24 protein-coding genes are annotated in these 25,319 nt (G+C 51.6%); 20 read left to right on the top strand and 4 right to left on the bottom strand.

What is annotated here, in order from left to right; all coding sequences use genetic code 11:
* Positions 1-2 precede the first annotated feature (2 nt).
* The 11 genes from fabH (at position 3) to ptsG (ending at position 10,545) form a co-directional block, all read left to right on the top strand.
* On the top strand, positions 3-956 hold the full coding sequence (gene fabH, locus AB4H76_RS13870; protein ID WP_000288146.1) for a beta-ketoacyl-ACP synthase III: 954 nt from the start codon (positions 3-5) through the stop codon (positions 954-956).
* A 15-nt stretch (positions 957-971) separates the two neighbouring features.
* The gene (gene fabD, locus AB4H76_RS13865; RefSeq protein ID WP_000191372.1) at positions 972-1,901 is read left to right on the top strand and encodes an ACP S-malonyltransferase; all 930 of its coding nucleotides are present in this window, start codon (positions 972-974) and stop codon (positions 1,899-1,901) included.
* Positions 1,902-1,913: 12 nt separating this feature from the next.
* On the top strand, positions 1,914-2,648 hold the full coding sequence (fabG, locus tag AB4H76_RS13860) for a 3-oxoacyl-ACP reductase FabG (protein WP_001008535.1): 735 nt from the start codon (positions 1,914-1,916) through the stop codon (positions 2,646-2,648).
* A gap of 210 nt (positions 2,649-2,858) precedes the next feature.
* A complete protein-coding gene (acpP, locus tag AB4H76_RS13855; RefSeq protein WP_000103754.1) occupies positions 2,859-3,095 on the top strand; it encodes an acyl carrier protein in 237 nt (78 codons plus the stop codon).
* An 87-nt stretch (positions 3,096-3,182) separates the two neighbouring features.
* Positions 3,183-4,424 carry a beta-ketoacyl-ACP synthase II gene (fabF, locus tag AB4H76_RS13850; protein WP_064670244.1) on the top strand — a complete coding sequence of 414 codons (1,242 nt, stop codon included), beginning with the start codon at positions 3,183-3,185 and terminating at the stop codon, positions 4,422-4,424.
* 119 nt (positions 4,425-4,543) lie between these two features.
* A complete protein-coding gene (gene pabC, locus AB4H76_RS13845) occupies positions 4,544-5,353 on the top strand; it encodes an aminodeoxychorismate lyase (RefSeq protein ID WP_000478681.1) in 810 nt (269 codons plus the stop codon).
* 2 nt (positions 5,354-5,355) lie between these two features.
* Positions 5,356-6,378 carry a cell division protein YceG gene (gene yceG / locus AB4H76_RS13840; protein WP_000756827.1) on the top strand — a complete coding sequence of 341 codons (1,023 nt, stop codon included), beginning with the start codon at positions 5,356-5,358 and terminating at the stop codon, positions 6,376-6,378.
* The gene (gene tmk, locus AB4H76_RS13835) at positions 6,368-7,009 is read left to right on the top strand and encodes a dTMP kinase (protein ID WP_001257000.1); all 642 of its coding nucleotides are present in this window, start codon (positions 6,368-6,370) and stop codon (positions 7,007-7,009) included. Before yceG ends, tmk begins: the two co-directional genes overlap by 11 nt.
* On the top strand, positions 7,006-8,010 hold the full coding sequence (holB, locus tag AB4H76_RS13830; RefSeq protein ID WP_001267956.1) for a DNA polymerase III subunit delta': 1,005 nt from the start codon (positions 7,006-7,008) through the stop codon (positions 8,008-8,010). Before tmk ends, holB begins: the two co-directional genes overlap by 4 nt.
* Before the next feature lie 10 nt (positions 8,011-8,020).
* On the top strand, positions 8,021-8,818 hold the full coding sequence (locus AB4H76_RS13825; RefSeq protein WP_000480245.1) for a metal-dependent hydrolase: 798 nt from the start codon (positions 8,021-8,023) through the stop codon (positions 8,816-8,818).
* A 293-nt stretch (positions 8,819-9,111) separates the two neighbouring features.
* Positions 9,112-10,545, top strand: a complete 1,434-nt coding sequence (ptsG, locus tag AB4H76_RS13820) for a PTS glucose transporter subunit IIBC (RefSeq protein WP_000475719.1) — start codon at positions 9,112-9,114, stop codon at positions 10,543-10,545.
* Positions 10,546-10,604: 59 nt separating this feature from the next.
* Here ptsG and fhuE read toward each other — a convergent pair whose 3' ends face one another.
* Positions 10,605-12,794 (bottom strand): ferric-rhodotorulic acid/ferric-coprogen receptor FhuE, encoded by a 2,190-nt coding sequence (fhuE, locus tag AB4H76_RS13815; protein ID WP_000953449.1) that lies wholly within the window; start codon positions 12,792-12,794, stop codon positions 10,605-10,607.
* A gap of 333 nt (positions 12,795-13,127) precedes the next feature.
* Here fhuE and hinT point away from each other — a divergent pair, with 333 nt between their 5' ends.
* The 8 genes from hinT to AB4H76_RS13775 all read left to right on the top strand — a co-directional run bounded on the left by hinT (position 13,128) and on the right by AB4H76_RS13775 (position 19,398).
* Complete coding sequence (hinT, locus tag AB4H76_RS13810; RefSeq protein WP_000807125.1) at positions 13,128-13,487, top strand: purine nucleoside phosphoramidase; 360 nt, start codon at positions 13,128-13,130, stop codon at positions 13,485-13,487.
* A 2-nt stretch (positions 13,488-13,489) separates the two neighbouring features.
* Positions 13,490-13,867: a YcfL family protein gene (locus tag AB4H76_RS13805; RefSeq protein ID WP_001225276.1), complete on the top strand. Its 378-nt coding sequence runs from the start codon at positions 13,490-13,492 to the stop codon at positions 13,865-13,867.
* Positions 13,868-13,880: 13 nt separating this feature from the next.
* Positions 13,881-14,522, top strand: a complete 642-nt coding sequence (gene lpoB, locus AB4H76_RS13800; protein WP_000164439.1) for a penicillin-binding protein activator LpoB — start codon at positions 13,881-13,883, stop codon at positions 14,520-14,522.
* The gene (gene thiK, locus AB4H76_RS13795; RefSeq protein ID WP_001116549.1) at positions 14,503-15,327 is read left to right on the top strand and encodes a thiamine kinase; all 825 of its coding nucleotides are present in this window, start codon (positions 14,503-14,505) and stop codon (positions 15,325-15,327) included. The genes lpoB and thiK overlap by 20 nt, the downstream gene beginning before the upstream one ends.
* Before the next feature lie 10 nt (positions 15,328-15,337).
* Positions 15,338-16,363: a beta-N-acetylhexosaminidase gene (gene nagZ, locus AB4H76_RS13790; protein WP_000529267.1), complete on the top strand. Its 1,026-nt coding sequence runs from the start codon at positions 15,338-15,340 to the stop codon at positions 16,361-16,363.
* Positions 16,364-16,385: 22 nt separating this feature from the next.
* Positions 16,386-16,928: an alpha/beta hydrolase YcfP gene (ycfP, locus tag AB4H76_RS13785; RefSeq protein ID WP_000587933.1), complete on the top strand. Its 543-nt coding sequence runs from the start codon at positions 16,386-16,388 to the stop codon at positions 16,926-16,928.
* Positions 16,929-17,327: 399 nt separating this feature from the next.
* Positions 17,328-18,632: an NADH-quinone dehydrogenase gene (gene ndh / locus AB4H76_RS13780; protein ID WP_000211045.1), complete on the top strand. Its 1,305-nt coding sequence runs from the start codon at positions 17,328-17,330 to the stop codon at positions 18,630-18,632.
* Between the two features lie 226 nt (positions 18,633-18,858).
* Positions 18,859-19,398 (top strand): glycine zipper 2TM domain-containing protein, encoded by a 540-nt coding sequence (locus AB4H76_RS13775; RefSeq protein WP_001043459.1) that lies wholly within the window; start codon positions 18,859-18,861, stop codon positions 19,396-19,398.
* 61 nt (positions 19,399-19,459) lie between these two features.
* On the opposite strand, the gene comR is transcribed toward AB4H76_RS13775, so the two are convergent.
* A complete protein-coding gene (comR, locus tag AB4H76_RS13770; RefSeq protein ID WP_001336528.1) occupies positions 19,460-20,092 on the bottom strand; it encodes a TetR family copper-responsive transcriptional repressor ComR in 633 nt (210 codons plus the stop codon).
* A 240-nt stretch (positions 20,093-20,332) separates the two neighbouring features.
* Here comR and bhsA point away from each other — a divergent pair, with 240 nt between their 5' ends.
* The gene (gene bhsA / locus AB4H76_RS13765; RefSeq protein WP_000800153.1) at positions 20,333-20,590 is read left to right on the top strand and encodes a multiple stress resistance protein BhsA; all 258 of its coding nucleotides are present in this window, start codon (positions 20,333-20,335) and stop codon (positions 20,588-20,590) included.
* Between the two features lie 82 nt (positions 20,591-20,672).
* On the opposite strand, the gene ldtC is transcribed toward bhsA, so the two are convergent.
* Together ldtC and mfd are read right to left on the bottom strand one after the other, a co-directional pair.
* A complete protein-coding gene (gene ldtC / locus AB4H76_RS13760; protein WP_001300895.1) occupies positions 20,673-21,635 on the bottom strand; it encodes a L,D-transpeptidase LdtC in 963 nt (320 codons plus the stop codon).
* 143 nt (positions 21,636-21,778) lie between these two features.
* Entirely contained in the window at positions 21,779-25,225 is a 3,447-nt protein-coding gene (gene mfd / locus AB4H76_RS13755) for a transcription-repair coupling factor (RefSeq protein ID WP_001115094.1), read from the bottom strand.
* Positions 25,226-25,319: the final 94 nt, after the last annotated feature.

Here is a 25,319-nt window from a genome sequence, read left to right as displayed (position 1 = left end):
ACATGTATACGAAGATTATTGGTACTGGCAGCTATCTGCCCGAACAAGTGCGGACAAACGCCGATTTGGAAAAAATGGTGGACACCTCTGACGAGTGGATTGTCACTCGTACCGGTATCCGCGAACGCCACATTGCCGCGCAAAACGAAACCGTTTCAACCATGGGCTTTGAAGCGGCGACACGCGCAATTGAGATGGCGGGCATTGAGAAAGACCAGATTGGCCTGATCGTTGTGGCAACGACTTCTGCTACGCACGCTTTCCCGAGCGCAGCTTGTCAGATTCAAAGCATGCTGGGCATTAAAGGTTGCCCGGCATTTGACGTTGCAGCAGCCTGCGCAGGTTTCACCTATGCATTAAGCGTAGCCGATCAATACGTGAAATCTGGGGCGGTGAAGTATGCTCTGGTCGTCGGTTCCGATGTACTGGCGCGCACCTGCGATCCAACCGATCGTGGGACTATTATTATTTTTGGCGATGGCGCGGGCGCTGCGGTGCTGGCTGCCTCTGAAGAGCCGGGAATCATCTCCACCCATCTGCATGCCGACGGTAGCTATGGTGAGTTGCTGACGCTGCCTAATGCTGACCGTGTGAATCCAGAGAATTCAATTCATCTGACGATGGCGGGCAACGAAGTCTTCAAGGTTGCGGTAACGGAACTGGCGCACATCGTTGATGAGACGCTGGCGGCAAATAATCTTGACCGTTCTCAACTGGACTGGCTGGTTCCGCATCAGGCTAACCTGCGTATTATCAGTGCAACGGCGAAAAAACTCGGTATGTCGATGGACAATGTCGTGGTGACGCTGGATCGCCACGGTAATACCTCTGCGGCCTCTGTCCCGTGCGCGCTGGATGAAGCTGTACGCGACGGGCGCATTAAGCCGGGGCAGTTGGTTCTGCTTGAAGCCTTTGGCGGTGGATTCACCTGGGGCTCCGCGCTGGTTCGTTTCTAGGATAAGGATTAAAACATGACGCAATTTGCATTTGTGTTCCCTGGACAGGGTTCTCAAACCGTTGGAATGCTGGCTGATATGGCGGCGAGCTATCCAATTGTCGAAGAAACGTTTGCTGAAGCTTCTGCGGCGCTGGGCTACGACCTGTGGGCGCTGACCCAGCAGGGGCCAGCTGAAGAACTGAATAAAACCTGGCAAACTCAGCCTGCGCTGTTGACTGCATCTGTTGCGCTGTATCGCGTATGGCAGCAGCAGGGCGGTAAAGCACCGGCAATGATGGCCGGTCACAGCCTGGGGGAATACTCCGCGCTGGTTTGCGCTGGTGTGATTGATTTCGCTGATGCGGTGCGTCTGGTTGAGATGCGCGGCAAGTTCATGCAAGAAGCCGTACCGGAAGGCACGGGCGCTATGGCGGCAATCATCGGTCTGGATGATGCGTCTATTGCGAAAGCGTGTGAAGAAGCTGCAGAAGGTCAGGTCGTTTCTCCGGTAAACTTTAACTCTCCGGGACAGGTGGTTATTGCCGGTCATAAAGAAGCGGTTGAGCGTGCTGGCGCTGCCTGTAAAGCGGCGGGCGCAAAACGCGCGCTGCCGTTACCAGTGAGCGTACCGTCTCACTGTGCGCTGATGAAACCAGCAGCCGACAAACTGGCAGTAGAATTAGCGAAAATCACCTTTAACGCACCAACAGTTCCTGTTGTGAATAACGTTGATGTGAAATGCGAAACCAATGGTGATGCCATCCGTGACGCACTGGTACGTCAGTTGTATAACCCGGTTCAGTGGACGAAGTCTGTTGAGTACATGGCAGCGCAAGGCGTAGAACATCTCTATGAAGTCGGCCCGGGCAAAGTGCTTACTGGCCTGACGAAACGCATTGTCGACACCCTGACCGCCTCGGCGCTGAACGAACCTTCAGCGATGGCAGCGGCGCTCGAGCTTTAAAAGAGGAAAATCATGAATTTTGAAGGAAAAATCGCACTGGTAACCGGTGCAAGCCGCGGAATTGGCCGCGCAATTGCTGAAACGCTCGCAGCCCGTGGCGCGAAAGTTATTGGCACTGCGACCAGTGAAAATGGCGCTCAGGCGATCAGTGATTATTTAGGTGCCAACGGCAAAGGTCTGATGTTGAATGTGACCGACCCGGCATCTATCGAATCTGTTCTGGAAAAAATTCGCGCAGAATTTGGTGAAGTGGATATCCTGGTCAATAATGCCGGTATCACTCGTGATAACCTGTTAATGCGAATGAAAGATGAAGAGTGGAACGATATTATCGAAACCAACCTTTCATCTGTTTTCCGTCTGTCAAAAGCGGTAATGCGCGCTATGATGAAAAAGCGTCATGGTCGTATTATCACTATCGGTTCTGTGGTTGGTACCATGGGAAATGGCGGTCAGGCCAACTACGCTGCGGCGAAAGCGGGCTTGATCGGCTTCAGTAAATCACTGGCGCGCGAAGTTGCGTCACGCGGTATTACTGTAAACGTTGTTGCTCCGGGCTTTATTGAAACGGACATGACACGTGCGCTGAGCGATGACCAGCGTGCGGGTATCCTGGCGCAGGTTCCTGCGGGTCGCCTCGGCGGCGCACAGGAAATCGCCAACGCGGTTGCATTCCTGGCATCCGACGAAGCAGCTTACATCACGGGTGAAACTTTGCATGTGAACGGCGGGATGTACATGGTCTGACCGCGATTTGCACAAAATGCTCATGTTGCGCGCAGTCTGCGTGGTTATGAGTAATAATTAGTGCAAAATGATTTGCGTTATTGGGGGGTAAGGCCTCAAAATAACGTAAAATCGTGGTAAGACCTGCCGGGATTTAGTTGCAAATTTTTCAACATTTTATACACTACGAAAACCATCGCGAAAGCGAGTTTTGATAGGAAATTTAAGAGTATGAGCACTATCGAAGAACGCGTTAAGAAAATTATCGGCGAACAGCTGGGCGTTAAGCAGGAAGAAGTTACCAACAATGCTTCTTTCGTTGAAGACCTGGGCGCGGATTCTCTTGACACCGTTGAGCTGGTAATGGCTCTGGAAGAAGAGTTTGATACTGAGATTCCGGACGAAGAAGCTGAGAAAATCACCACCGTTCAGGCTGCCATTGATTACATCAACGGCCACCAGGCGTAAGTGAACATCTCCAGGCGGTCGTTCGACCGCCTGAGTTTTATCTTTTTGTCCCACTAGAATCATTTTTTCCCTCCCTGGAGGACAAACGTGTCTAAGCGTCGTGTAGTTGTGACCGGACTGGGCATGTTGTCTCCTGTCGGCAATACCGTAGAGACTACCTGGAAAGCTCTGCTTGCCGGTCAGAGTGGCATCAGCCTAATCGACCATTTCGATACTAGCGCCTATGCAACGAAATTTGCTGGCTTAGTAAAGGATTTTAACTGTGAGGACATTATCTCGCGCAAAGAACAGCGCAAGATGGATGCCTTCATTCAATATGGAATTGTCGCTGGCGTTCAGGCCATGCAGGATTCTGGCCTTGAAATAACGGAAGAGAACGCAACCCGCATTGGTGCCGCAATTGGCTCCGGGATTGGCGGCCTCGGACTGATCGAAGAAAACCACACATCTCTGATGAACGGTGGTCCACGTAAGATCAGCCCATTCTTCGTTCCGTCAACGATTGTGAACATGGTGGCAGGTCATCTGACTATCATGTATGGCCTGCGTGGCCCGAGCATCTCTATCGCGACTGCCTGTACTTCCGGCGTGCACAACATTGGCCATGCTGCGCGTATTATCGCGTATGGCGATGCTGACGTGATGGTTGCAGGTGGCGCAGAGAAAGCCAGTACGCCGCTGGGCGTTGGTGGTTTTGGCGCGGCACGTGCATTATCTACCCGCAATGATAACCCGCAAGCGGCGAGCCGCCCGTGGGATAAAGAGCGTGATGGTTTCGTACTGGGCGATGGTGCCGGTATGCTGGTACTTGAAGAGTACGAACACGCGAAAAAACGCGGTGCGAAAATTTACGCTGAACTCGTCGGCTTTGGTATGAGCAGCGATGCTTATCATATGACGTCACCGCCAGAAAATGGCGCAGGCGCAGCTCTGGCGATGGCAAATGCTCTGCGTGATGCAGGCATTGAAGCGAGTCAGATTGGCTACGTTAACGCGCACGGTACTTCTACGCCGGCTGGCGATAAAGCTGAAGCGCAGGCGGTGAAAACCATCTTCGGTGAAGCTGCAAGCCGTGTGTTGGTAAGCTCCACGAAATCTATGACCGGTCACCTGTTAGGTGCGGCGGGTGCAGTAGAATCTATCTACTCCATCCTGGCGCTGCGCGATCAGGCTGTTCCGCCAACCATCAACCTGGATAACCCGGATGAAGGTTGCGATCTGGATTTCGTACCGCACGAAGCGCGTCAGGTTAGCGGAATGGAATACACTCTGTGTAACTCCTTCGGCTTCGGTGGCACTAATGGTTCTTTGATCTTTAAAAAGATCTAAGTTGTCATTTTCCACCCTTATAAAAGGTCCGCTTGCGGGCCTTTTTTCTTAGCTTTTATTCCGACTTGTTCCGTAGTGAACATGCTGCCACACTAACAATTCTCTGATAAGGAGCCGGTATGTTCTTAATTAACGGTCATAAGCAGGAATCGCTGGCAGTAAGCGATCGGGCAACGCAGTTTGGTGATGGTTGTTTTACCACCGCCAGAGTTATCGACGGTAAAGTCAGTTTGTTATCGGCGCATATCCAGCGACTACAGGATGCTTGTCAGCGGTTGATGATTTCCTGTGACTTCTGGCCTCAGCTTGAACAAGAGATGAAAACGCTGGCAGCAGAACAGCAAAATGGTGTGCTGAAAGTCGTGATCAGTCGCGGTAGTGGCGGGCGAGGGTACAGCACATTGAACAGCGGACCGGCAACGCGGATTCTCTCCGTTACGGCTTATCCTGCACATTACGACCGTTTGCGTAACGAGGGGATTACGTTGGCGCTAAGCCCGGTGCGGCTGGGGCGCAATCCTCATCTTGCAGGTATTAAACATCTCAATCGTCTTGAGCAAGTATTGATTCGCTCTCATCTTGAGCAGACAAACGCTGATGAGGCGCTGGTCCTTGACAGCGAAGGGTGGGTTACGGAATGCTGTGCGGCTAATTTGTTCTGGCGGAAGGGCAACGTAGTTTATACGCCGCGACTGGATCAGGCAGGTGTTAACGGCATTATGCGACAATTCTGTATCCGTTTGCTGGCACAATCCTCTTATCAGCTTGTCGAAGTGCAAGCCTCTCTGGAAGAGTCGTTGCAGGCAGATGAGATGGTTATTTGTAATGCGTTAATGCCAGTGATGCCCGTATGTGCCTGTGGCGATGTCTCCTTTTCGTCAGCAACGTTATATGAATATTTAGCCCCACTTTGTGAGCGCCCGAATTAGTCATGAAAAAAGTGTTATTGATAATCTTGTTATTGCTGGTGGTACTGGGTATCGCCGCTGGTGTGGGCGTCTGGAAGGTTCGCCATCTTGCCGACAGCAAATTGCTTATCAAAGAAGAGACGATATTTACCCTGAAGCCAGGGACCGGACGTCTGGCGCTCGGTGAACAGCTTTATGCCGATAAGATCATCAATCGTCCACGGGTTTTTCAATGGCTGCTGCGTATCGAACCGGATCTTTCTCACTTTAAAGCCGGGACTTACCGCTTTACACCGCAGATGACCGTGCGCGAGATGCTGAAATTGCTGGAAAGCGGTAAAGAAGCACAGTTCCCTCTGCGACTGGTAGAAGGGATGCGTCTGAGCGATTACCTCAAGCAATTGCGTGAGGCCCCGTATATCAAGCATACGCTGAGCGATGATAAGTACGCCACCGTAGCGCAGGCACTTGAACTGGAAAACCCGGAGTGGATTGAAGGTTGGTTCTGGCCAGACACCTGGATGTATACCGCCAATACCACCGATGTCGCGTTACTCAAGCGAGCGCACAAGAAAATGGTGAAAGCGGTCGATAGCGCCTGGGAAGGGCGTGCGGACGGTCTGCCTTATAAAGATAAAAACCAGTTGGTGACGATGGCATCAATTATCGAAAAAGAAACCGCCGTTGCCAGTGAACGCGATAAGGTTGCCTCAGTATTTATCAACCGTTTACGCATTGGTATGCGCCTGCAGACCGACCCGACCGTGATTTACGGGATGGGAGAGCGTTATAATGGCAAACTTTCTCGTGCAGACCTGGAAACGCCGACAGCGTATAACACCTATACCATTACCGGTCTGCCGCCAGGTGCGATAGCGACGCCGGGGGCGGATTCGCTGAAGGCTGCTGCGCATCCGGCAAAAACGCCGTATCTCTATTTTGTGGCCGATGGTAAAGGTGGTCACACGTTTAATACCAATCTTGCCAGTCATAACAAGTCTGTGCAGGATTATCTGAAAGTGCTTAAGGAAAAAAATGCGCAGTAAGTATATCGTCATTGAGGGGCTGGAAGGCGCAGGCAAAACTACCGCGCGTAATGTGGTGGTTGAGACGCTCGAGCAACTGGGTATCCGCGACATGGTTTTCACTCGGGAACCTGGCGGTACGCAACTTGCCGAAAAGTTAAGAAGCCTGGTGCTGGATATCAAATCGGTAGGCGATGAAGTCATTACCGATAAAGCCGAAGTTCTGATGTTTTATGCCGCGCGCGTTCAACTGGTAGAAACGGTCATCAAACCAGCTCTGGCTAACGGCACCTGGGTGATTGGCGATCGCCACGATCTCTCCACTCAGGCGTATCAGGGCGGCGGACGTGGTATTGACCAACATATGCTGGCAACACTGCGTGATGCTGTTCTCGGGGATTTTCGCCCCGACTTAACGCTCTATCTCGATGTTACCCCGGAAGTTGGCTTAAAACGCGCGCGTGCGCGCGGCGAGCTGGATCGTATTGAGCAAGAATCTTTCGATTTCTTTAATCGCACCCGCGCCCGCTATCTGGAACTGGCAGCACAAGATAAAAGCATTCATACCATTGATGCCACCCAGCCGCTGGAGGCCGTGATGGATGCAATCCGCACTACCGTGACCCACTGGGTGAAGGAGTTGGACGCATGAGATGGTATCCATGGTTACGACCTGATTTCGAAAAACTGGTAGCCAGCTATCAGGCCGGAAGAGGTCACCATGCGCTACTCATTCAGGCGTTACCGGGCATGGGCGATGATGCTTTAATCTACGCCCTGAGCCGTTATTTACTCTGCCAACAACCGCAGGGCCACAAAAGTTGCGGTCACTGTCGTGGATGTCAGTTGATGCAGGCTGGCACGCATCCCGATTACTACACCCTGGCTCCCGAAAAAGGAAAAAATACGCTGGGCGTTGATGCGGTACGTGAGGTCACCGAAAAGCTGAATGAGCACGCACGCTTAGGTGGTGCGAAAGTCGTTTGGGTAACCGATGCTGCCTTACTAACCGACGCCGCGGCTAACGCATTGCTGAAAACGCTTGAAGAGCCACCAGCAGAAACCTGGTTTTTCCTGGCTACCCGCGAGCCTGAACGTTTACTGGCAACATTACGTAGTCGTTGTCGGTTACATTACCTTGCGCCGCCGCCGGAACAGTACGCCGTGACCTGGCTTTCACGCGAAGTGACAATGTCACAGGATGCATTACTTGCCGCATTGCGCTTAAGCGCCGGTTCGCCTGGCGCGGCACTGGCGTTGTTTCAGGGAGATAACTGGCAGGCTCGTGAAACATTGTGTCAGGCGTTGGCATATAGCGTGCCATCGGGCGACTGGTATTCGCTGCTAGCGGCCCTTAATCATGAACAAGCTCCGGCGCGTTTACACTGGCTGGCAACGTTGCTGATGGATGCGCTAAAACGCCATCATGGTGCTGCGCAGGTGACCAATGTTGATGTGCCGGGCCTGGTCGCCGAACTGGCAAACCATCTTTCTCCCTCGCGCCTGCAGGCTATACTGGGGGATGTTTGCCACATTCGTGAACAGTTAATGTCTGTTACAGGCATCAACCGCGAGCTTCTCATCACCGATCTTTTACTGCGTATTGAGCATTACCTGCAACCGGGCGTTGTGCTACCGGTTCCTCATCTTTAAGAGAGACATCATGTTTTTAGTCGACTCACACTGCCATCTCGATGGTCTGGATTATGAATCTTTGCATAAGGACGTGGATGACGTTCTGGCGAAAGCCGCCGCACGCGATGTGAAATTTTGTCTGGCAGTCGCCACAACATTACCGGGTTATTTACATATGCGGGATCTGGTAGGCGAACGTGACAACGTCGTATTTTCTTGTGGCGTGCATCCACTCAACCAGAATGATCCCTACGATGTAGAAGATTTACGCCGTCTGGCGGCAGAAGAGGGTGTTGTAGCGCTGGGTGAAACCGGGCTGGATTATTATTACACGCCGGAAACTAAAGTACGTCAGCAAGAGTCCTTCATCCATCATATCCAGATTGGTCGTGAACTGAACAAGCCGGTTATCGTCCATACCCGTGACGCCCGTGCCGATACGCTGGCAATTCTGCGCGAAGAAAAAGTGACGGATTGCGGTGGCGTACTACACTGTTTTACAGAGGACAGAGAAACGGCGGGTAAATTACTGGATCTCGGATTTTACATCTCCTTTTCCGGCATTGTGACCTTCCGTAATGCGGAGCAACTGCGCGATGCTGCGCGTTATGTCCCCCTGGATCGGTTACTGGTGGAAACTGACTCACCTTACCTTGCGCCGGTACCGCATCGAGGAAAAGAGAATCAACCTGCGATGGTTCGTGACGTTGCAGAATACATGGCTGTGTTGAAAGGTGTTGCCGTTGAAGAACTGGCGCAGGTAACCACCGATAACTTCGCCCGTCTGTTTCACATCGACGCTTCCCGCCTTCAATCCATCCGTTGAATGAGTTTTTTTAAAGCTCGTAATTAATGGCTAAAACGAGTAAAGTTCACCGCCGAAAATTGGGCGGTGAATAACCGCGTTTGAAATATTGTGACATATGTTTTGTCAAAATGTGCAACTTCTCCAATGATCTGAAGTTGAAACGTGATAGCCGTCAAACAAATTGGCACTGAATTATTTTACTCTGTGTAATAAATAAAGGGCGCTTAGATGCCCTGTACACGGCGAGGCTCTCCCCCTTGCCACGCGTGAGAACGTAAAAAAAGCACCCATACTCAGGAGCACTCTCAATTATGTTTAAGAATGCATTTGCTAACCTGCAAAAGGTCGGTAAATCGCTGATGCTGCCGGTATCCGTACTGCCTATCGCAGGTATTCTGCTGGGCGTCGGTTCCGCGAATTTCAGCTGGCTGCCCGCCGTTGTATCGCATGTTATGGCAGAAGCAGGCGGTTCCGTCTTTGCAAACATGCCACTGATTTTTGCGATCGGTGTCGCCCTCGGCTTTACCAATAACGATGGCGTATCCGCGCTGGCCGCAGTTGTTGCCTATGGCATCATGGTTAAAACCATGGCCGTGGTTGCGCCACTGGTACTGCATTTACCTGCTGAAGAAATCGCCTCTAAACACCTGGCGGATACTGGCGTACTCGGAGGGATTATCTCCGGTGCGATCGCAGCGTACATGTTTAACCGTTTCTACCGTATTAAGCTGCCTGAGTATCTTGGCTTCTTTGCCGGTAAACGCTTTGTGCCGATCATTTCTGGCCTGGCTGCCATCTTTACTGGCGTTGTGCTGTCCTTCATTTGGCCGCCGATTGGTTCTGCAATCCAGACCTTCTCTCAGTGGGCTGCTTACCAGAACCCGGTAGTTGCGTTTGGCATTTACGGTTTCATCGAACGTTGCCTGGTACCGTTTGGTCTGCACCACATCTGGAACGTACCTTTCCAGATGCAGATTGGTGAATACACCAACGCAGCAGGTCAGGTTTTCCACGGCGACATTCCGCGTTATATGGCGGGTGACCCGACTGCGGGTAAACTGTCTGGTGGCTTCCTGTTCAAAATGTACGGTCTGCCAGCTGCCGCAATTGCTATCTGGCACTCTGCTAAACCAGAAAACCGCGCGAAAGTGGGCGGTATTATGATTTCCGCGGCGCTGACCTCGTTCCTGACCGGTATCACCGAGCCGATCGAGTTCTCCTTCATGTTCGTTGCGCCGATCCTGTACATCATCCACGCGATTCTGGCAGGCCTGGCATTCCCAATCTGTATTCTTCTGGGGATGCGTGACGGTACGTCGTTCTCGCACGGTCTGATCGACTTCATCGTTCTGTCTGGTAACAGCAGCAAACTGTGGCTGTTCCCGATCGTCGGTATCGGTTATGCGATTGTTTACTACACCATCTTCCGCGTGCTGATTAAAGCACTGGATCTGAAAACGCCGGGTCGTGAAGACGCGACTGAAGATGCAAAAGCGACAGGTACCAGCGAAATGGCACCGGCTCTGGTTGCTGCATTTGGTGGTAAAGAAAACATTACTAACCTCGACGCATGTATTACCCGTCTGCGCGTCAGCGTTGCTGATGTGTCTAAAGTGGATCAGGCCGGCCTGAAGAAACTGGGCGCAGCGGGCGTAGTGGTTGCTGGTTCTGGTGTTCAGGCGATTTTCGGTACTAAATCCGATAACCTGAAAACCGAGATGGATGAGTACATCCGTAACCACTAATCCGTAAGACGTTGGGGAGACTAAGGCAGCCAGATGGCTGCCTTTTTTACAGGTGTTATTCAGAATTGATACGTGCCGGTAATGCTGAAATTACGCGGTGCGCCGTAGACGATAGAACCTTCCACGTTGGTATCGTAGGTTTTGTCGAACAGGTTATTGACGTTCCCCTGTAACGAGAAGTTTTTCGTCACCTGGTAGCGGGTGAAGAGATCCACCAGCGCGTAGCTACCTTGCTCGGCGCGGAAGGTGCCATACGGTGTCACGGTGTCGGTATACACGCGATTTTGCCAGTTAACACCACCGCCGACTGTCAACTCTGGCATGACAGGCAACCGATAGCTGGTGAACATTTTAACCGTGGTGCGTGGCAGATTAGGATTAACGGCGTTTCCTTCGTTATCCTCTGCAATATAGCGCGTTGCGCCAAATGTCAGCTGCCAGTTGTCGGTAATTGCGCCGTTGAGTTCAAATTCCACCCCTTTACTGACTGTCCCATCCACCGCTTTATAGGCGGTTTCGCCGTTGCTGCCGGGGATAGGTGTACCGGTGGACTGAGCGACATTATCCTGCTCAATACGGAAGATGGCTAATGTGGTGGTCAGACGGCTATTCATCCAGTCCGATTTCAGACCCAGCTCGTAGTTGTTACCGGTGATTGGAGCCAGATATTTGCCTGAACTGTCACGATCATTTTGCGGCTGGAAAATAGAGGTATAGCTGGCGTAGGTCGACCAGTTGTCATTGATGTCAAACACCAGACCAGCGTAAGGCGTGGTGTGGTTTTTCTCCATGCTGTAAGTCAGCGTATCAACCCGCCAGTTGGTATAACGTGCGCCGAGGATCAGATGCAGCGGATCGGCAAGGGTGACTCGAGTGGCAGCATATAACGATTTCATATGTGTGGTATCGTCCTGTGCCAGGCTCTGTGGTGACCAGTCGGTTTGTGGGAAATTGCCATTAAAGTTGTAGAAACTGCCAATTTCATCCGGGAAGATGTTGGCCCATGAACTGAAGTAACGATTGTTTTGTTTGCTGTAACTGCCACCAAACATTAGATTGTGCTGACGACCAAACAATTCATAAATACCGTCAGCGAACAAATCCAGCGCATCAACTTTACGTTTGCCACTGTTCCAACCGGTGCCGCCGACATAATCAAAGCCAGGTCCATAATTACTGTATGGCCCAACCAGCATACCATCCGCTTTGTTTACATAGGCATCGACATACATCATTTTGCTGTCAAATTCGACTTCAGAGTGGGTGGCATTCAGTGTCGCTTGCCAGGTATCAGCAAACCGCTGCTTCAGGGTCATAAAGACCTTGTTGATCTCTTTATCGTTGTACGCCCAGTCAGGTGCGGTACTGCGTGCACGATCGTAACTGTTGCTGCTGCCATCAGTATTCCAGCGCGGTAAACCGCCCCAGGTAGGGCTATTAACATCAATGCGCTGATATTCGTAACCGGCTGAAAGCGTCGTAAGATCGCCTAAATCAGCATCGACAATGCCCGAGAAGAAGGTCTTTTCACTGTTGTAGCGGTCCAGCCATGAGTCGTTATTCTGGTAGCCGCCGACAATTCGCGCGCGGATTTTACCGTCTTCGGTGAGTGGGCTTTGTAAATCCGCCACATACCGTTCTTTGTTCCAGCTACCGTATTCCGCCGAGACATCGCCTTTAAATTCACGACTGGTCGCGTGTTTTCGAACCATATTAATTGCCGCAGATGGATTACCCGTCCCGGTCATGAGTCCTGTCGCGCCACGCACTACTTCTACGCGTTCAAAGAGTGCCATATCAGAAAGTGCGTCGCCCAGATTCCAGCGCGATTCAAAATAGGTGGGGATACCATCAACCATATAGTTATCGATCTGGAATCCGCGGGAATAATAAAGAGCACGATCGGAATCCGCCTGACTTTTGCTGATCCCCAGCGTGTTTTCCATCACTTCGCCCAGCGTTTGTAACTGCTGATCTTCCATCCGCTGCTGGCTAACAATAGTGACCGACTGAGGAATATCACGTTGAGTCATCTGCATTTTGGTACCCGCAGAGGTAGACGTTACGCTGTAATCATTTTCGCCATCATCTGGAGCTGTGGCTGAACCCTCAACAATCACCGTTTCTTCAGTGGCTGGTGCAGCAAAAGCGGCAGAAGGTAATAGTGCCAATGCTATGCAACCGGCAAGTAGTGAGGGTTTGGTGATGGCTTGATATTGATTATCCCTGTTAAATTGTGTTGAAAGTATTTGAAATCTCTTGGTTTATGTTGTCGTCAGGCTCATGCCGGAGGAGGGTGATGAGCGGTTATATTTAGTGTGCGAATAATTTTGTTTGTAAATGCAAATGAGAAATATACGCATTCATATTTGTCGTGTAAACCAAACAGAGAATGTCTTTTCAGCGCATTCGCAGGCAGAAATGGGAATAATGGCGATATATACGGCAGCAAAACGATTTTTTGCTTAAGAAATCGTGAGTTAAGGTTGAAAGAGCAGGTTTAACTCGACCATACTCTATACTCGCAGTGTGGCGCGGCGTAGCATGGCGCAACGCATGGCTATTTGAAAAAGGAAAATGTCGTGGCAGAAGAAACTATATTCAGCAAAATTATTCGTCGTGAGATCCCCTCCGATATCGTCTACCAGGATGATCTGGTAACGGCGTTTCGCGATATTTCGCCGCAAGCGCCAACGCATATTCTGATCATTCCGAATATCCTCATACCGACTGTGAACGACGTGTCAGCTGAGCATGAGCAGGCGCTGGGACGCATGATCACCGTAGCGGCAAAAATTGCTGAGCAAGAAGGTATTGCCGAAGATGGCTATCGTCTGATCATGAACACCAACCGCCATGGCGGACAAGAGGTTTACCACATCCATATGCACTTGTTGGGTGGCCGTCCGCTGGGACCAATGCTGGCGCATAAAGGTCTGTAACGATGAGAAAAGGATGCTTTGGGCTGGTGTCTCTGGCGTTGTTACTGCTGGTGGGCTGTCGTTCACATCCGGAAATTCCGGTGAATGATGAGCAATCGCTGGTGATGGAGTCATCTTTATTGGCTGCGGGCATCAGTGCAGAAAAGCCCGTCCTTTCGACGTCTGATATTCAACCTTCAGCATCCTCAACGCTTTATAACGAAAGGCAAGAACCCATTACCGTTCATTATCGTTTTTACTGGTATGACGCCAGAGGGCTGGAGATGCATCCTCTGGAAAGGCCACGCAGCGTTACCATTCCCGCACATTCGGCGGTAACGCTGTACGGCAGCGCCAATTTTCTGGGGGCGCACAAAGTCAGACTTTATCTATATTTGTAAGGGGTGAATCTTGATGACAAAAATGAGTCGCTACGCCTTGATTACCGCGCTGGCGATGTTTCTCGCCGGGTGTGTGGGGCAACGTGAACCTGCACCGGTAGAAGAAGTGAAACCAGCGCCGGAACAACCAGCCGAGCCACAACAGCCTGTCCCCACAGTGCCCTCGGTGCCGACGATCCCGCAGCAACCAGGCCCAATTGAGCACGAAGATCAAACGGCACCGCCTGCGCCGCATATTCGCCATTATGACTGGAATGGCGCAATGCAGCCGATGGTCAGTAAGATGCTTGGGGCTGACGGGGTGACTGCGGGTAGCGTCCTGCTGGTTGATAGCGTTAACAACCGTACTAACGGTTCGCTGAATGCCGCAGAAGCGACCGAAACGCTGCGAAATGCGCTGGCTAATAACGGGAAATTTACCCTGGTTTCCGCCCAGCAGCTGTCGATGGCTAAGCAACAGTTAGGTTTGTCGCCGCAGGACAGTTTAGGTACCCGTAGTAAAGCCATAGGCATTGCCCGCAATGTCGGCGCTCATTACGTGCTGTACTCCAGCGCCTCTGGCAACGTTAACGCTCCGACCCTACAAATGCAGCTGATGCTGGTGCAGACGGGCGAAATTATCTGGTCAGGTAAAGGTGCCGTTTCGCAGCAATAATCCCATCATGCGCGACGAATTGCTGTCGCGCTTTTTCCCGCAGTTTCATCCCGTCACGACGTTTAATAGTGGGCTTAGTGGCGGGAGTTTTCTCATTGAACATCAGGGCCAGCGTTTTGTTGTGCGTCAGCCGCACGATCCTGATGCGCCGCAGTCCGCGTTCTTGCGCCAGTATCGGGCTTTATCACAACTACCCGCAAGCATTGCACCGAAGCCGCATTTATATCTCCGTGACTGGATGGTAGTCGACTATCTGCCCGGCGCGGTAAAAACGTATTTGCCGGATACCAACGAACTGGCAGGCTTGCTGTATTATCTACATCAACAACCACGTTTTGGCTGGCGAATAACGCTGTTGCCGTTACTGGAACTGTACTGGCAGCAAAGCGATCCGGCGCGGCGGACAGTGGGTTGGCTGCGAATGTTAAAACGTCTGCGCAAAGCGCGGGAACCACGGCCTTTACGCTTAAGTCCATTGCATATGGATGTCCACGCCGGAAATTTAGTGCATAGCGCGTCAGGGTTAAAACTCATCGACTGGGAGTATGCCGGAGATGGTGATATCGCGCTGGAACTGGCGGCGGTGTGGGTGGAAAATGCTGAACAGCACCGGCAATTGGTCAATGACTATGCCACTCGCGCGAAGATTTATCCGGCGCAATTATGGCGTCAGGTCAGGCGATGGTTTCCCTGGCTGCTGATGCTCAAAGCAGGGTGGTTTGAGTACCGCTGGCGACAAACCGGCGATCAACAATTTATCAGGCTGGCCGATGACACCTGGCGGCAGCTATTAATAAAACAATAAGGAGAGCAGTGTGGGTCCAGTAATATTGGATGTCGAAGGTTACGAACTGGACGCGGAAGAGCGTGAAATACTTGCGCATCCGCTGGTGGGAGGGCTGATTCTCTTTACGCGTAACTATCATGATCCTGCCCAGTTGCGTGAACTGGTGCGCCAGATCCGCGCAGCATCGCGCAATCATCTGGTGGTGGCGGTAGATCAGGAAGGTGGACGCGTCCAGCGTTTTCGCGAAGGTTTTACCCGCTTACCGGCAGCACAATCCTTTGCTGCGCTGTTGGGAATGGAAAAGGGCGGCAAACTGGCGCAAGAGGCGGGTTGGCTGATGGCCAGCGAAATGATCGCTATGGATATTGATATCAGCTTTGCGCCAGTGCTGGATGTAGGACATATCAGCGCGGCGATTGGCGAGCGTTCTTATCATGCCGACCCAGAAAAAGCCCTGGCAATCGCCAGTCGGTTTATTGATGGGATGCATGAAGCCGGAATGAAAACGACCGGGAAACACTTCCCAGGACACGGAGCAGTAACTGCAGATTCACACAAAGAGACGCCGTGCGACCCACGCCCGCAAGCGGAAATTCGTGCCAAAGATATGTCGGTTTTCAGCACGTTAATCCGCGAAAATAAACTCGACGCCATTATGCCTGCGCATGTGATCTACAGTGATGTTGATCCGCGTCCGGCGAGCGGTTCTTCCTACTGGCTGAAAACCGTTTTGCGTCAGGAACTGTGTTTTGACGGCGTGATTTTCTCTGACGATTTATCGATGGAAGGTGCCGCGATTATGGGCAGTTATGCCGAACGCGGGCAGGCATCACTGGACGCAGGTTGCGATATGATCCTGGTCTGCAATAATCGTAAAGGGGCCGTCAGCGTGTTAGATAATCTGTCACCGATCAAGGCAGAACGTGTTACACGTTTGTATCATAAAGGTTCATTTTCGCGACAGGAACTGATGGACTCGGCTCGCTGGAAGGCGATCAGCACCCGTCTGAATCAGTTACATGAACGCTGGCAGGAAGAGAAAGCAGGTCACTAACCCTGGCTTATGTGAGGAAGCGATGATTATCTATTTACACGGTTTTGACTCTAACAGTCCGGGTAACCACGAGAAAGTCTTACAATTGCAGTTTATTGACCCGGATGTACGCTTGATAAGCTACAGTACGCGGCATCCGAAACATGATATGCAGCATCTGCTCAAAGAAGTGGACAAAATGTTGCAACTGAACGTCGACGAGCGTCCGCTGATTTGCGGCGTTGGTCTGGGCGGATACTGGGCGGAACGGATTGGTTTTCTTTGCGATATCCGCCAGGTGATCTTCAACCCTAATTTGTTCCCTTATGAGAACATGGAAGGCAAGATTGATCGCCCGGAAGAGTATGCCGATATTGCCACTAAGTGTGTGACCAACTTCCGCGAGAAGAATCGCGATCGTTGCCTGGTGATTTTGTCGCGTAATGATGAAGCGCTTAACAGCCAGCGGACATCTGAAGAGTTGCATCATTATTACGAGATTGTCTGGGACGAAGAGCAGACGCACAAATTCAAGAATATCTCCCCGCATTTGCAGCGCATTAAAGCGTTCAAAACCCTCGGGTAAATGCCCTCGTCGCATCAGGTAACCTTGCCGGTACCTGATGCGCTCCGAATTCTGTAAGTCGGATAAGGCGTTTACGCCGCATCCGACAGTCGAGCATCAATGCCTGATGCGCCTCTTATCAGGCCTACCGAACGCCCTGCATACACCCCTCACTCTATATCACTCTCACAAATTCGCTCAAATAATAAACAATAAACTCTGTTTTTTGATCTCACCCGGTAAAGTCGCCTATCTTTTCAGCAACAAAACTTGATTAACATCAATTTTGGTATGACCAATGCACCATTCATGTTATTCTCAATAGCGAAGAACATTTTCATTGCTGTAACCTGTTGTTAATTAAGAGCTATGTTAATAACCATTAATTAACAATTGGTTAATAAATTTAAGGGGGTCACGTTGACTACGCCATTGAAAAAAATTGTGATTGTCGGCGGCGGTGCTGGTGGGCTGGAAATGGCAACACAGCTGGGGCATAAGCTGGGACGCAAGAAAAAAGCCAAAATTACGCTGGTCGATCGTAACCACAGCCACCTGTGGAAACCGCTGCTGCACGAAGTGGCGACTGGCTCGCTTGATGAAGGCGTCGATGCGTTGAGCTATCTGGCCCATGCGCGCAATCATGGTTTCCAGTTCCAGCTGGGTTCCGTCATTGATATTGATCGTGAAGCGAAAACAATCACTATTGCAGAACTGCGCGACGAGAAAGGTGAACTGCTGGTTCCGGAACGTAAAATCGCCTATGACACCCTGGTAATGGCGCTGGGTAGCACCTCTAACGATTTCAATACGCCAGGTGTCAAAGAGAACTGCATTTTCCTCGATAACCCGCACCAGGCGCGTCGCTTCCACCAGGAGATGCTGAATTTGTTCCTGAAATACTCCGCCAACCTGGGCGCGAATGGCAAAGTGAACATTGCGATTGTCGGCGGCGGCGCGACGGGTGTAGAACTCTCCGCTGAATTGCACAACGCGGTCAAGCAACTGCACAGCTACGGTTACAAAGGCCTGACCAACGAAGCCCTGAACGTAACGCTGGTAGAAGCGGGAGAACGTATTTTGCCTGCGTTACCGCCACGTATCTCTGCTGCGGCCCACAACGAGCTAACGAAACTTGGCGTTCGCGTGCTGACGCAAACCATGGTCACCAGTGCTGATGAAGGCGGCCTGCACACTAAAGATGGCGAATATATTGAGGCTGATCTGATGGTATGGGCAGCCGGGATCAAAGCGCCAGACTTCCTGAAAGATATCGGTGGTCTTGAAACTAACCGTATCAACCAGCTGGTGGTGGAACCGACGCTGCAAACCACCCGCGATCCAGACATTTACGCTATTGGCGACTGCGCGTCATGCCCGCGTCCGGAAGGGGGCTTTGTTCCGCCGCGTGCTCAGGCTGCACACCAGATGGCGACTTGCGCAATGAACAACATTCTGGCGCAGATGAACGGTAAGCCGCTGAAAAATTATCAGTATAAAGATCATGGTTCGCTGGTATCGCTGTCGAACTTCTCCACCGTCGGTAGCCTGATGGGTAACCTGACGCGCGGCTCAATGATGATTGAAGGACGAATTGCGCGCTTTGTATATATCTCGCTATACCGAATGCATCAGATTGCGCTGCATGGTTACTTTAAAACCGGATTAATGATGCTGGTGGGGAGTATTAACCGCGTTATCCGTCCGCGTTTGAAGTTGCATTAATCGACGTACACTGGCGGATGTGGCATAAACGCCTCATCCGCCCTGGACAAATGGTACGAGCGGTAGGCCTGATAAGACGCGTTAAGCGTCGCATCAGGCATTCCTTCAGACTCCTCCGAATCATTAAGTATTTCCAGCCATTCCCGCGCTTTTCATCTTCTGTCTGATAGCTGCTTTTCTCCTTCGCTTGCATGATTGGCATAACTGCAAAGAAGGAGGTGTTCCCGTGAATAAATCAATGTTGGCGGGTATCGGGATTGGTGTCGCAGCTGCGCTGGGCGTAGCGGCAGTGGCCAGTCTGAACGTGTTTGAACGGGGCCCGCAATACGCTCAGGTTGTTTCTGCAACCCCAATCAAGGAAACGGTTAAAACACCGCGTCAGGAGTGTCGCAACGTCACAGTGACCCATCGTCGACCGGTGCAGGATGAAAATCGCATTACCGGGTCGGTGCTCGGCGCTGTTGCTGGCGGCGTGATAGGGCATCAGTTTGGTGGTGGTCGCGGTAAAGATGTCGCCACTGTTGTGGGGGCGCTGGGTGGTGGATATGCCGGTAACCAGATCCAGGGCTCTCTCCAGGAAAGCGATACTTACACGACTACGCAACAGCGTTGTAAAACGGTGTATGACAAGTCAGAAAAAATGCTCGGTTATGATGTGACCTATAAGATTGGCGATCAGCAGGGCAAAATCCGCATGGACCGCGATCCGGGTACGCAGATCCCGCTAGATAGCAACGGGCAACTGATTTTGAATAACAAAGTATAACAAGGCTGTACTCTGCAATTTGGCCCCTCATTCGCTCAGGCTGAGGGGCTTTTTTTGCGACTTATTTCACCAGTTCGGGCCATAAACGCAAAGTCGTTCCGGCAATCTGCATCAGTTTTTCCAGCGATGCACCTTCGCGTGCGCTGATCGACATCCCCTGAATAATACAATTAAGGAATTCTGCCAGATGTGTCACGTCACAGTGGGGCGGGATTTCCCCGCGCGCTTGTCGTTGACATAAAAACTGCTGCAAAGTGCGCTCTTGCATCGCATGGCGTGATTTCAACGTATTGGCGATATCTCCTGAATCTGGGGAGAGGGTGGTGCAGTTGTTGATCATGAAGCAGCCTGCCGGGGTGTCTTTGCTGGTAAAGCAGTTGGCGATGGCAGCAAAATAGTCAGCCAGCGCAGACTCCACGCTTTTCTCTTCACAAAACAGCTGTGCTTCATGCTTAGCGGCAAAACGATCGATATAGCGGTCGAGAACGGCACGAAATAACCCCTCTTTGTTGGTAAATTCCGCGTATAGCGTGGGCGCTTTGGCTCCGGTCGCTTCGACGAGGTCCGCAAGAGAAGTCGCTTCATAACCGTGTTGCCAGAACAATTTCATGGCCTTATCAAGCGCGGCATCCCTGTCGAACACTTTTGGGCGGCCACGGCTTTTTTTTACACATTGTGTTGAGTCAGTTGCCATGATGCCGTTGTACCTGGTGACTGTGAATGAAAGGTTATTATAAAAATAATCACCTCCGTTCACCAGTCCAGATCCCATAAAAATAATTGCTTTCTATTTAACTGAAATTTAAAGATTTTTAAATTAATTAATGATTGTTATAAAAAATATCTTGTATGTGATCCAGATCACATCTATCATTTAGTTATCGATCGTTAAGTAATTGCTTGCGACGTCATTCATCTGCATAAGGCCACTATTATGAAAAACGTAAAAACCCTCATCGCTGCGGCGATTTTAAGCTCCATGTCATTTGCCAGCTTTGCGGCTGTCGAAGTTCAGTCAACGCCAGAAGGCCAACAAAAAGTCGGTACAATCAGTGCTAACGCGGGGACAAATCTGGGATCGCTGGAAGAGCAGCTGGCGCAAAAAGCGGATGAGATGGGCGCAAAATCTTTCCGTATTACTTCTGTAACCGGTCCGAATACCCTCCATGGAACAGCAGTAATTTATAAATAAGCATTAACCCTCATTAATGCCTGCTACTGCTGATTTTTTCCCCGCGACATGCCGTGTCGCGGGGATTTTTTTTATCCAGGATTTACAGAGTTTGTGGGCTCACTTGATGACGGCGGACATCCACCGGCATCCCGGAACGGACATCCATCACATGTTGCATCACTTCAGCGTCAGTTTGTGCTGCATCTTTAAATGATTGCATTGCGCTATTCAGCGTAATTGGCAGCAGCTGCGGATCGTCATCAATCTTCTCTGACAGCGGCTGATGTACTTCAACCAGACGCGCACCGTTTGGTTCGGCAGAGACTTTTATCGGAGTGTTGATGATATTCACTTTGGTGCCTGGGGTGACCTGGCTAAAGAGTGTTTTGATATCGTCATCCCGCAGACGAATACAGCCAGAACTTACCCGCATGCCAATGCCAAAATCGGCGTTCGTACCATGAAGCAAATAAACGCCGCCATAGGCCGCCAGACGAATCGCATGATGGCCCATTGGGTTATCCGGTCCAGCCGGCACTACCGCAGGCAACTCAATTCCCTGTGCTTTATAACGGGCGCGGATGTTTGCCGTTGGCGTCCAGGTTGGGTTTGCACGTTTGTCTGAAACGGTGGTCACCATTGTCGGTGTCAGCGTGTCACCACCTAACTGACCAATACCTATTGGATACACGGTTACCGAATTTTTACCCGGCGGGTAGTAATAGAGACGCAGCTCCGCAATGTTGATCACAATGCCTTCGCGCGGCGCGTCTGGAAGTAGGGTTTGCAACGGGATCGTTAACACGCTGCCCGCGCGCGGTACGTAAGGATCAACGCCGGGGTTAGCCTGTAACAGAGCGAGAAAGCCGACGTTATATTTTTTGGCGATGGCTTCCAGAGAACCACCGTCATTTTCCACCACATGAAATTTGTTTTCGCCAACCAGACGACTGCCCGCTGGCGGCAGCGGCCAGGTGTTGGCTTTTGCCGGTAGCGCCAGCGCCACGGCAGCGGCGAACGTAAAAAACGTTAGCCAGCGAGAAAAACGCGTTTTGATCATCACCAAAAATCCATAATAAATATAAGGTTATTGTAATAAACAGATAAGCCTGAATTATGGATGGTGACAGTGTCGGATAGTGCAGGGAAGTGCAAAGAATTTGTAAATGTTGCAGATGGGGGCGCAGAAACGCCCCCGATTTACCATTAAGCGATCGCGTTCTCTTCCAGTTCACGCATAAACTGGCGTACCCATTCGATACGCGTTTTCCGCTCACTCAAATCCTGAATAAATTTCAGGCGCGTCGGACCATCAAGGCGGTAATGCTGCGGCTGTTTTTGCAGCAAACCAATCAACCAGGCCGGATTAACGTGATTCTTCTCGGCAAATTCGATCACCCCGCCTTTCTCATTACCTTCCAGCTTCCTGATCCCCAGTTTCTGCGCTTGCTGGCGCAGACGGGCAATATCCAGCAGGGTACGCGCCGGATCTGGCAGCAGGCCGAAGCGATCGATAAGCTCGACTTTGATCTCTTCCAGTTCGTTTTCCGTTTTGGCGCTGGCAATACGTTTGTAGAACGACAGACGCGTGTTCACGTCAGGGATGAAATCATCTGGCAATAGCGACGGCATCCGCAGCTCGACTTCTGTTTGCTGGCTGGTGAGATCTTCCAGCGACGGCTCGCGTCCGGCTTTCAGTGCATCGACGGCGTTTTCCAGCAACTCCATATACAGCGAGAAACCGATGGTTTCCATTGAGCCGCTTTGTTCTTCGCCAAGCAGTTCACCCGCGCCGCGAATCTCCAGATCGTGCGTTGCCAGCGCAAAACCTGCCCCGAGATCTTCCAGCGAGGCAATTGCTTCAAGACGTTTTTGTGCATCGGTAGTCATCGCTTTTGGATGCGGTGTCAGCAACCATGCATATGCCTGATGATGCGAACGTCCGACGCGACCGCGTAACTGGTGCAGCTGCGCCAGACCGAAGTGATCCGCGCGTTCAATGATAATAGTGTTGGCTGTCGGGATGTCGATCCCGGTTTCGATAATGGTTGTACAAACCAGCACGTTGAAACGTTGATGATGGAAATCATTCATCACCCGTTCCAGTTCGCGCTCGCGCATCTGCCCGTGACCGATGGCGATCCGCGCTTCTGGCACCAGTTCTGCCAGCCGTTCGGCGGCTTTCTGAATGTTTTCCACATCATTGTAGAGATAATAAACCTGTCCTCCGCGCAAAATTTCACGCAGGATCGCCTCCCGGACCACCATGCTGTCATACTCACGGACAAAGGTTTTAACTGCCAGACGACGGGCGGGCGGCGTGGCGATAATCGACAGGTCACGCATTCCGCTCATTGCCATATTCAGCGTACGTGGGATCGGCGTTGCAGTAAGCGTCAGAATATCCACGTTCGCGCGCATCGCTTTAATGCGCTCTTTATGACGCACCCCGAAGCGGTGTTCTTCATCGACAATCAGCAGGCCTAAATCTTTAAACTTGACGTCACTTTGCAGCAGTTTGTGCGTACCGATCAGAATATCGATTTTCCCTTCCGCCACTTCCGCAAGGATTTGCGTCTGCTCTTTGGCGCTGCGGAAACGGGAGATCATTTCGATACGTACCGGCCAGTTGGCGAAACGGTCGCGGAAGTTGTCGTAATGCTGCTGCGCGAGAAGGGTGGTAGGCACCAGCACCGCCACCTGCTTGTGGTTATCTACTGCCAGGAAAGCTGCGCGCATCGCCACTTCTGTTTTACCAAAGCCAACATCGCCGCACACCAGACGATCCATTGCCAGCGGCTGACACATGTCGCTAAGTACCGCATTAATGGCCTGCGCCTGATCCGGCGTGGTTTCAAACGGGAAGCTGTCGCAGAACAACTGATACTGCTCACGATCGTGTTTAAACGCGAAGCCCTCTTTGGCGGCGCGTTGCGCGTAGATATCCAGCAATTCCGCCGCCACATCACGCACTTTTTCCGCCGCTTTCTGCCGCGCGCGTGACCACGCATCGCCGCCAAGTTTATGCAGCGGGGCGTTTTCTTCCGCGCCACCTGCGTAACGGCTAATCAGATGCAGTGACGACACCGGAACATACAGTTTGGCGTCGTTGGCATAGGTGAGCATCAGATACTCGCCAGTAATGCCACCCGCTTCCAGCGTGGTCATTCCGGCATAACGACCGACGCCGTGCTCCAGATGGACCACCGGCTGACCAATATGCAGTTCCGCAAGGTTACGGATCAGTGTATCGGGGTTGATGGTGCGGCGAGAATCCTGACGACGACGGGCAACGCGTTCACCGAGCAGATCGCTTTCGCAAATCAGCGCCAGATTACGCACCGTATCGACAAAACCATGTTCGGCAGCGCCAATCATCAGATAACGCCCACGGTCGCTGGCTTCATCAAGACGCATAATGCGTTGCGGAGCAATTTTAATTCGTGCGAGCAGTTCACCCAGCGCTTCACGGCGACCTTCACTTTCTACCGAGAACACCACCGGACCGTCGAAAGTCTCGAGGAACTTACGCAGCGCATCCAGCGGCGCTTTTTGTTGTGCCTGAACGGCCAGGTCTGGCAGTTTCTGGAAACCTAAATTGGCATTCGCGGCTTTTGTCGGTAAATGTTCAGTTTTTAGCTGCACCCGGGGCCAGTTTTTCAGCTCTGAGAAGAGCTCGTCCACCCGCAGCCAGAGCGATTGTGGTGGCAACAGCGGGCGCATCGGATCGACGCCGCGATTCTCAAAACGCGCCAGCGTGTCAGCCTGGAAACGTTCGGCACTGGTTTCCAGATCGCCAGTATTCACGAGCAAGGTATTGGCAGGGAAATAACTGAACAGCGGCGGCAGTGGTTCGCTGAAGAACAATGGCTGCCAGTACTCGATCCCGGCAGGTAATGTGCCTTTACTCACTTGCTGGTAAATATGTTCTGGATCGCGCTTCACTTCGAAGGTATCGCGCCACTGGCTGCGGAACAGTTCAATTGCCGCTTTATCGGTCGGAAATTCGTGCGCGGGCAGCAGATTGATCGCTTCTACTTCCTCCAGCGTGCGCTGGCTGTCGACGTCAAACACCCGCAGGCTGTCGATTTCATCATCAAAGAAATCAAGACGATAAGGCAGCTCACTCCCCATCGGGAAGAGATCCAGCAACGCGCCGCGCGTGGCGTATTCGCCGTGCTCCATCACCTGGTCAACATGGCGATAACCGGCGCTGTCCAGTTGGGTTCGTAATGCATCTCGTGACAGGCGCTGACCTTTTTTCATCACCAGCGCATGACCGTGGAGAAAACTGTGTGGGCAAACGCGCTGCATAAGCGTATTCACCGGAACAATCAGTACGCCACGCTGCATCGTCGGTAGCTGGTAAAGGGTGGAAAGGCGCGAGGAGATAATGTCCTGATGAGGCGAAAAACTGTCGTAGGGAAGAGTTTCCCAGTCCGCCAGATTCATCACCATTTGATCGGTAAACTGGCTGATTTCATCATGCAAACGCAGAGCATTTTGCATATCTGGTGCAATGAGTACCACCGGACCGGCGTGACGTTCGGCAATTTCCGCTACCAGCGTTGCACAGGCTGCGCCGGTTAACTCGCCCAGCAGACGCTGCTCACCCGCTTTGACGGGCAGCGTATAACGATATTGTTCAGGCATAACGGTTGTCAGATTCTCGTTAGGATATGCCTCAACATATGGGGGCATATCTCTGATAAGCAATGCTGTTCATTATCCGTAATCGACATGGTTT

The organism is Escherichia sp. UTM R2 (assembly GCF_048593455.1).
Taxonomy (GTDB): domain Bacteria; phylum Pseudomonadota; class Gammaproteobacteria; order Enterobacterales; family Enterobacteriaceae; genus Escherichia; species Escherichia coli.
This window is presented reverse-complemented; position numbering and strand designations above follow the sequence as displayed.

Bases quoted from the DNA above. Each gene is read 5' to 3' on its own strand.
- comR (WP_001336528.1), bottom strand. From the start codon at position 20,092: ATGGCAACTGACTCAACACAATGTGTAAAAAAAAGCCGTGGCCGCCCA.
- fabH (WP_000288146.1), top strand. From the start codon at position 3: ATGTATACGAAGATTATTGGTACTGGCAGCTATCTGCCCGAACAAGTG.
- mfd (WP_001115094.1), bottom strand. From the start codon at position 25,225: ATGCCTGAACAATATCGTTATACGCTGCCCGTCAAAGCGGGTGAGCAG.
- pabC (WP_000478681.1), top strand. From the start codon at position 4,544: ATGTTCTTAATTAACGGTCATAAGCAGGAATCGCTGGCAGTAAGCGAT.
- yceG (WP_000756827.1), top strand. From the start codon at position 5,356: ATGAAAAAAGTGTTATTGATAATCTTGTTATTGCTGGTGGTACTGGGT.
- lpoB (WP_000164439.1), top strand. From the start codon at position 13,881: ATGACAAAAATGAGTCGCTACGCCTTGATTACCGCGCTGGCGATGTTT.
- fabG (WP_001008535.1), top strand. From the start codon at position 1,914: ATGAATTTTGAAGGAAAAATCGCACTGGTAACCGGTGCAAGCCGCGGA.
- ptsG (WP_000475719.1), top strand. From the start codon at position 9,112: ATGTTTAAGAATGCATTTGCTAACCTGCAAAAGGTCGGTAAATCGCTG.
- bhsA (WP_000800153.1), top strand. From the start codon at position 20,333: ATGAAAAACGTAAAAACCCTCATCGCTGCGGCGATTTTAAGCTCCATG.
- acpP (WP_000103754.1), top strand. From the start codon at position 2,859: ATGAGCACTATCGAAGAACGCGTTAAGAAAATTATCGGCGAACAGCTG.
- ycfP (WP_000587933.1), top strand. From the start codon at position 16,386: ATGATTATCTATTTACACGGTTTTGACTCTAACAGTCCGGGTAACCAC.
- holB (WP_001267956.1), top strand. From the start codon at position 7,006: ATGAGATGGTATCCATGGTTACGACCTGATTTCGAAAAACTGGTAGCC.
- AB4H76_RS13805 (WP_001225276.1), top strand. From the start codon at position 13,490: ATGAGAAAAGGATGCTTTGGGCTGGTGTCTCTGGCGTTGTTACTGCTG.
- tmk (WP_001257000.1), top strand. From the start codon at position 6,368: ATGCGCAGTAAGTATATCGTCATTGAGGGGCTGGAAGGCGCAGGCAAA.
- fabD (WP_000191372.1), top strand. From the start codon at position 972: ATGACGCAATTTGCATTTGTGTTCCCTGGACAGGGTTCTCAAACCGTT.
- AB4H76_RS13825 (WP_000480245.1), top strand. From the start codon at position 8,021: ATGTTTTTAGTCGACTCACACTGCCATCTCGATGGTCTGGATTATGAA.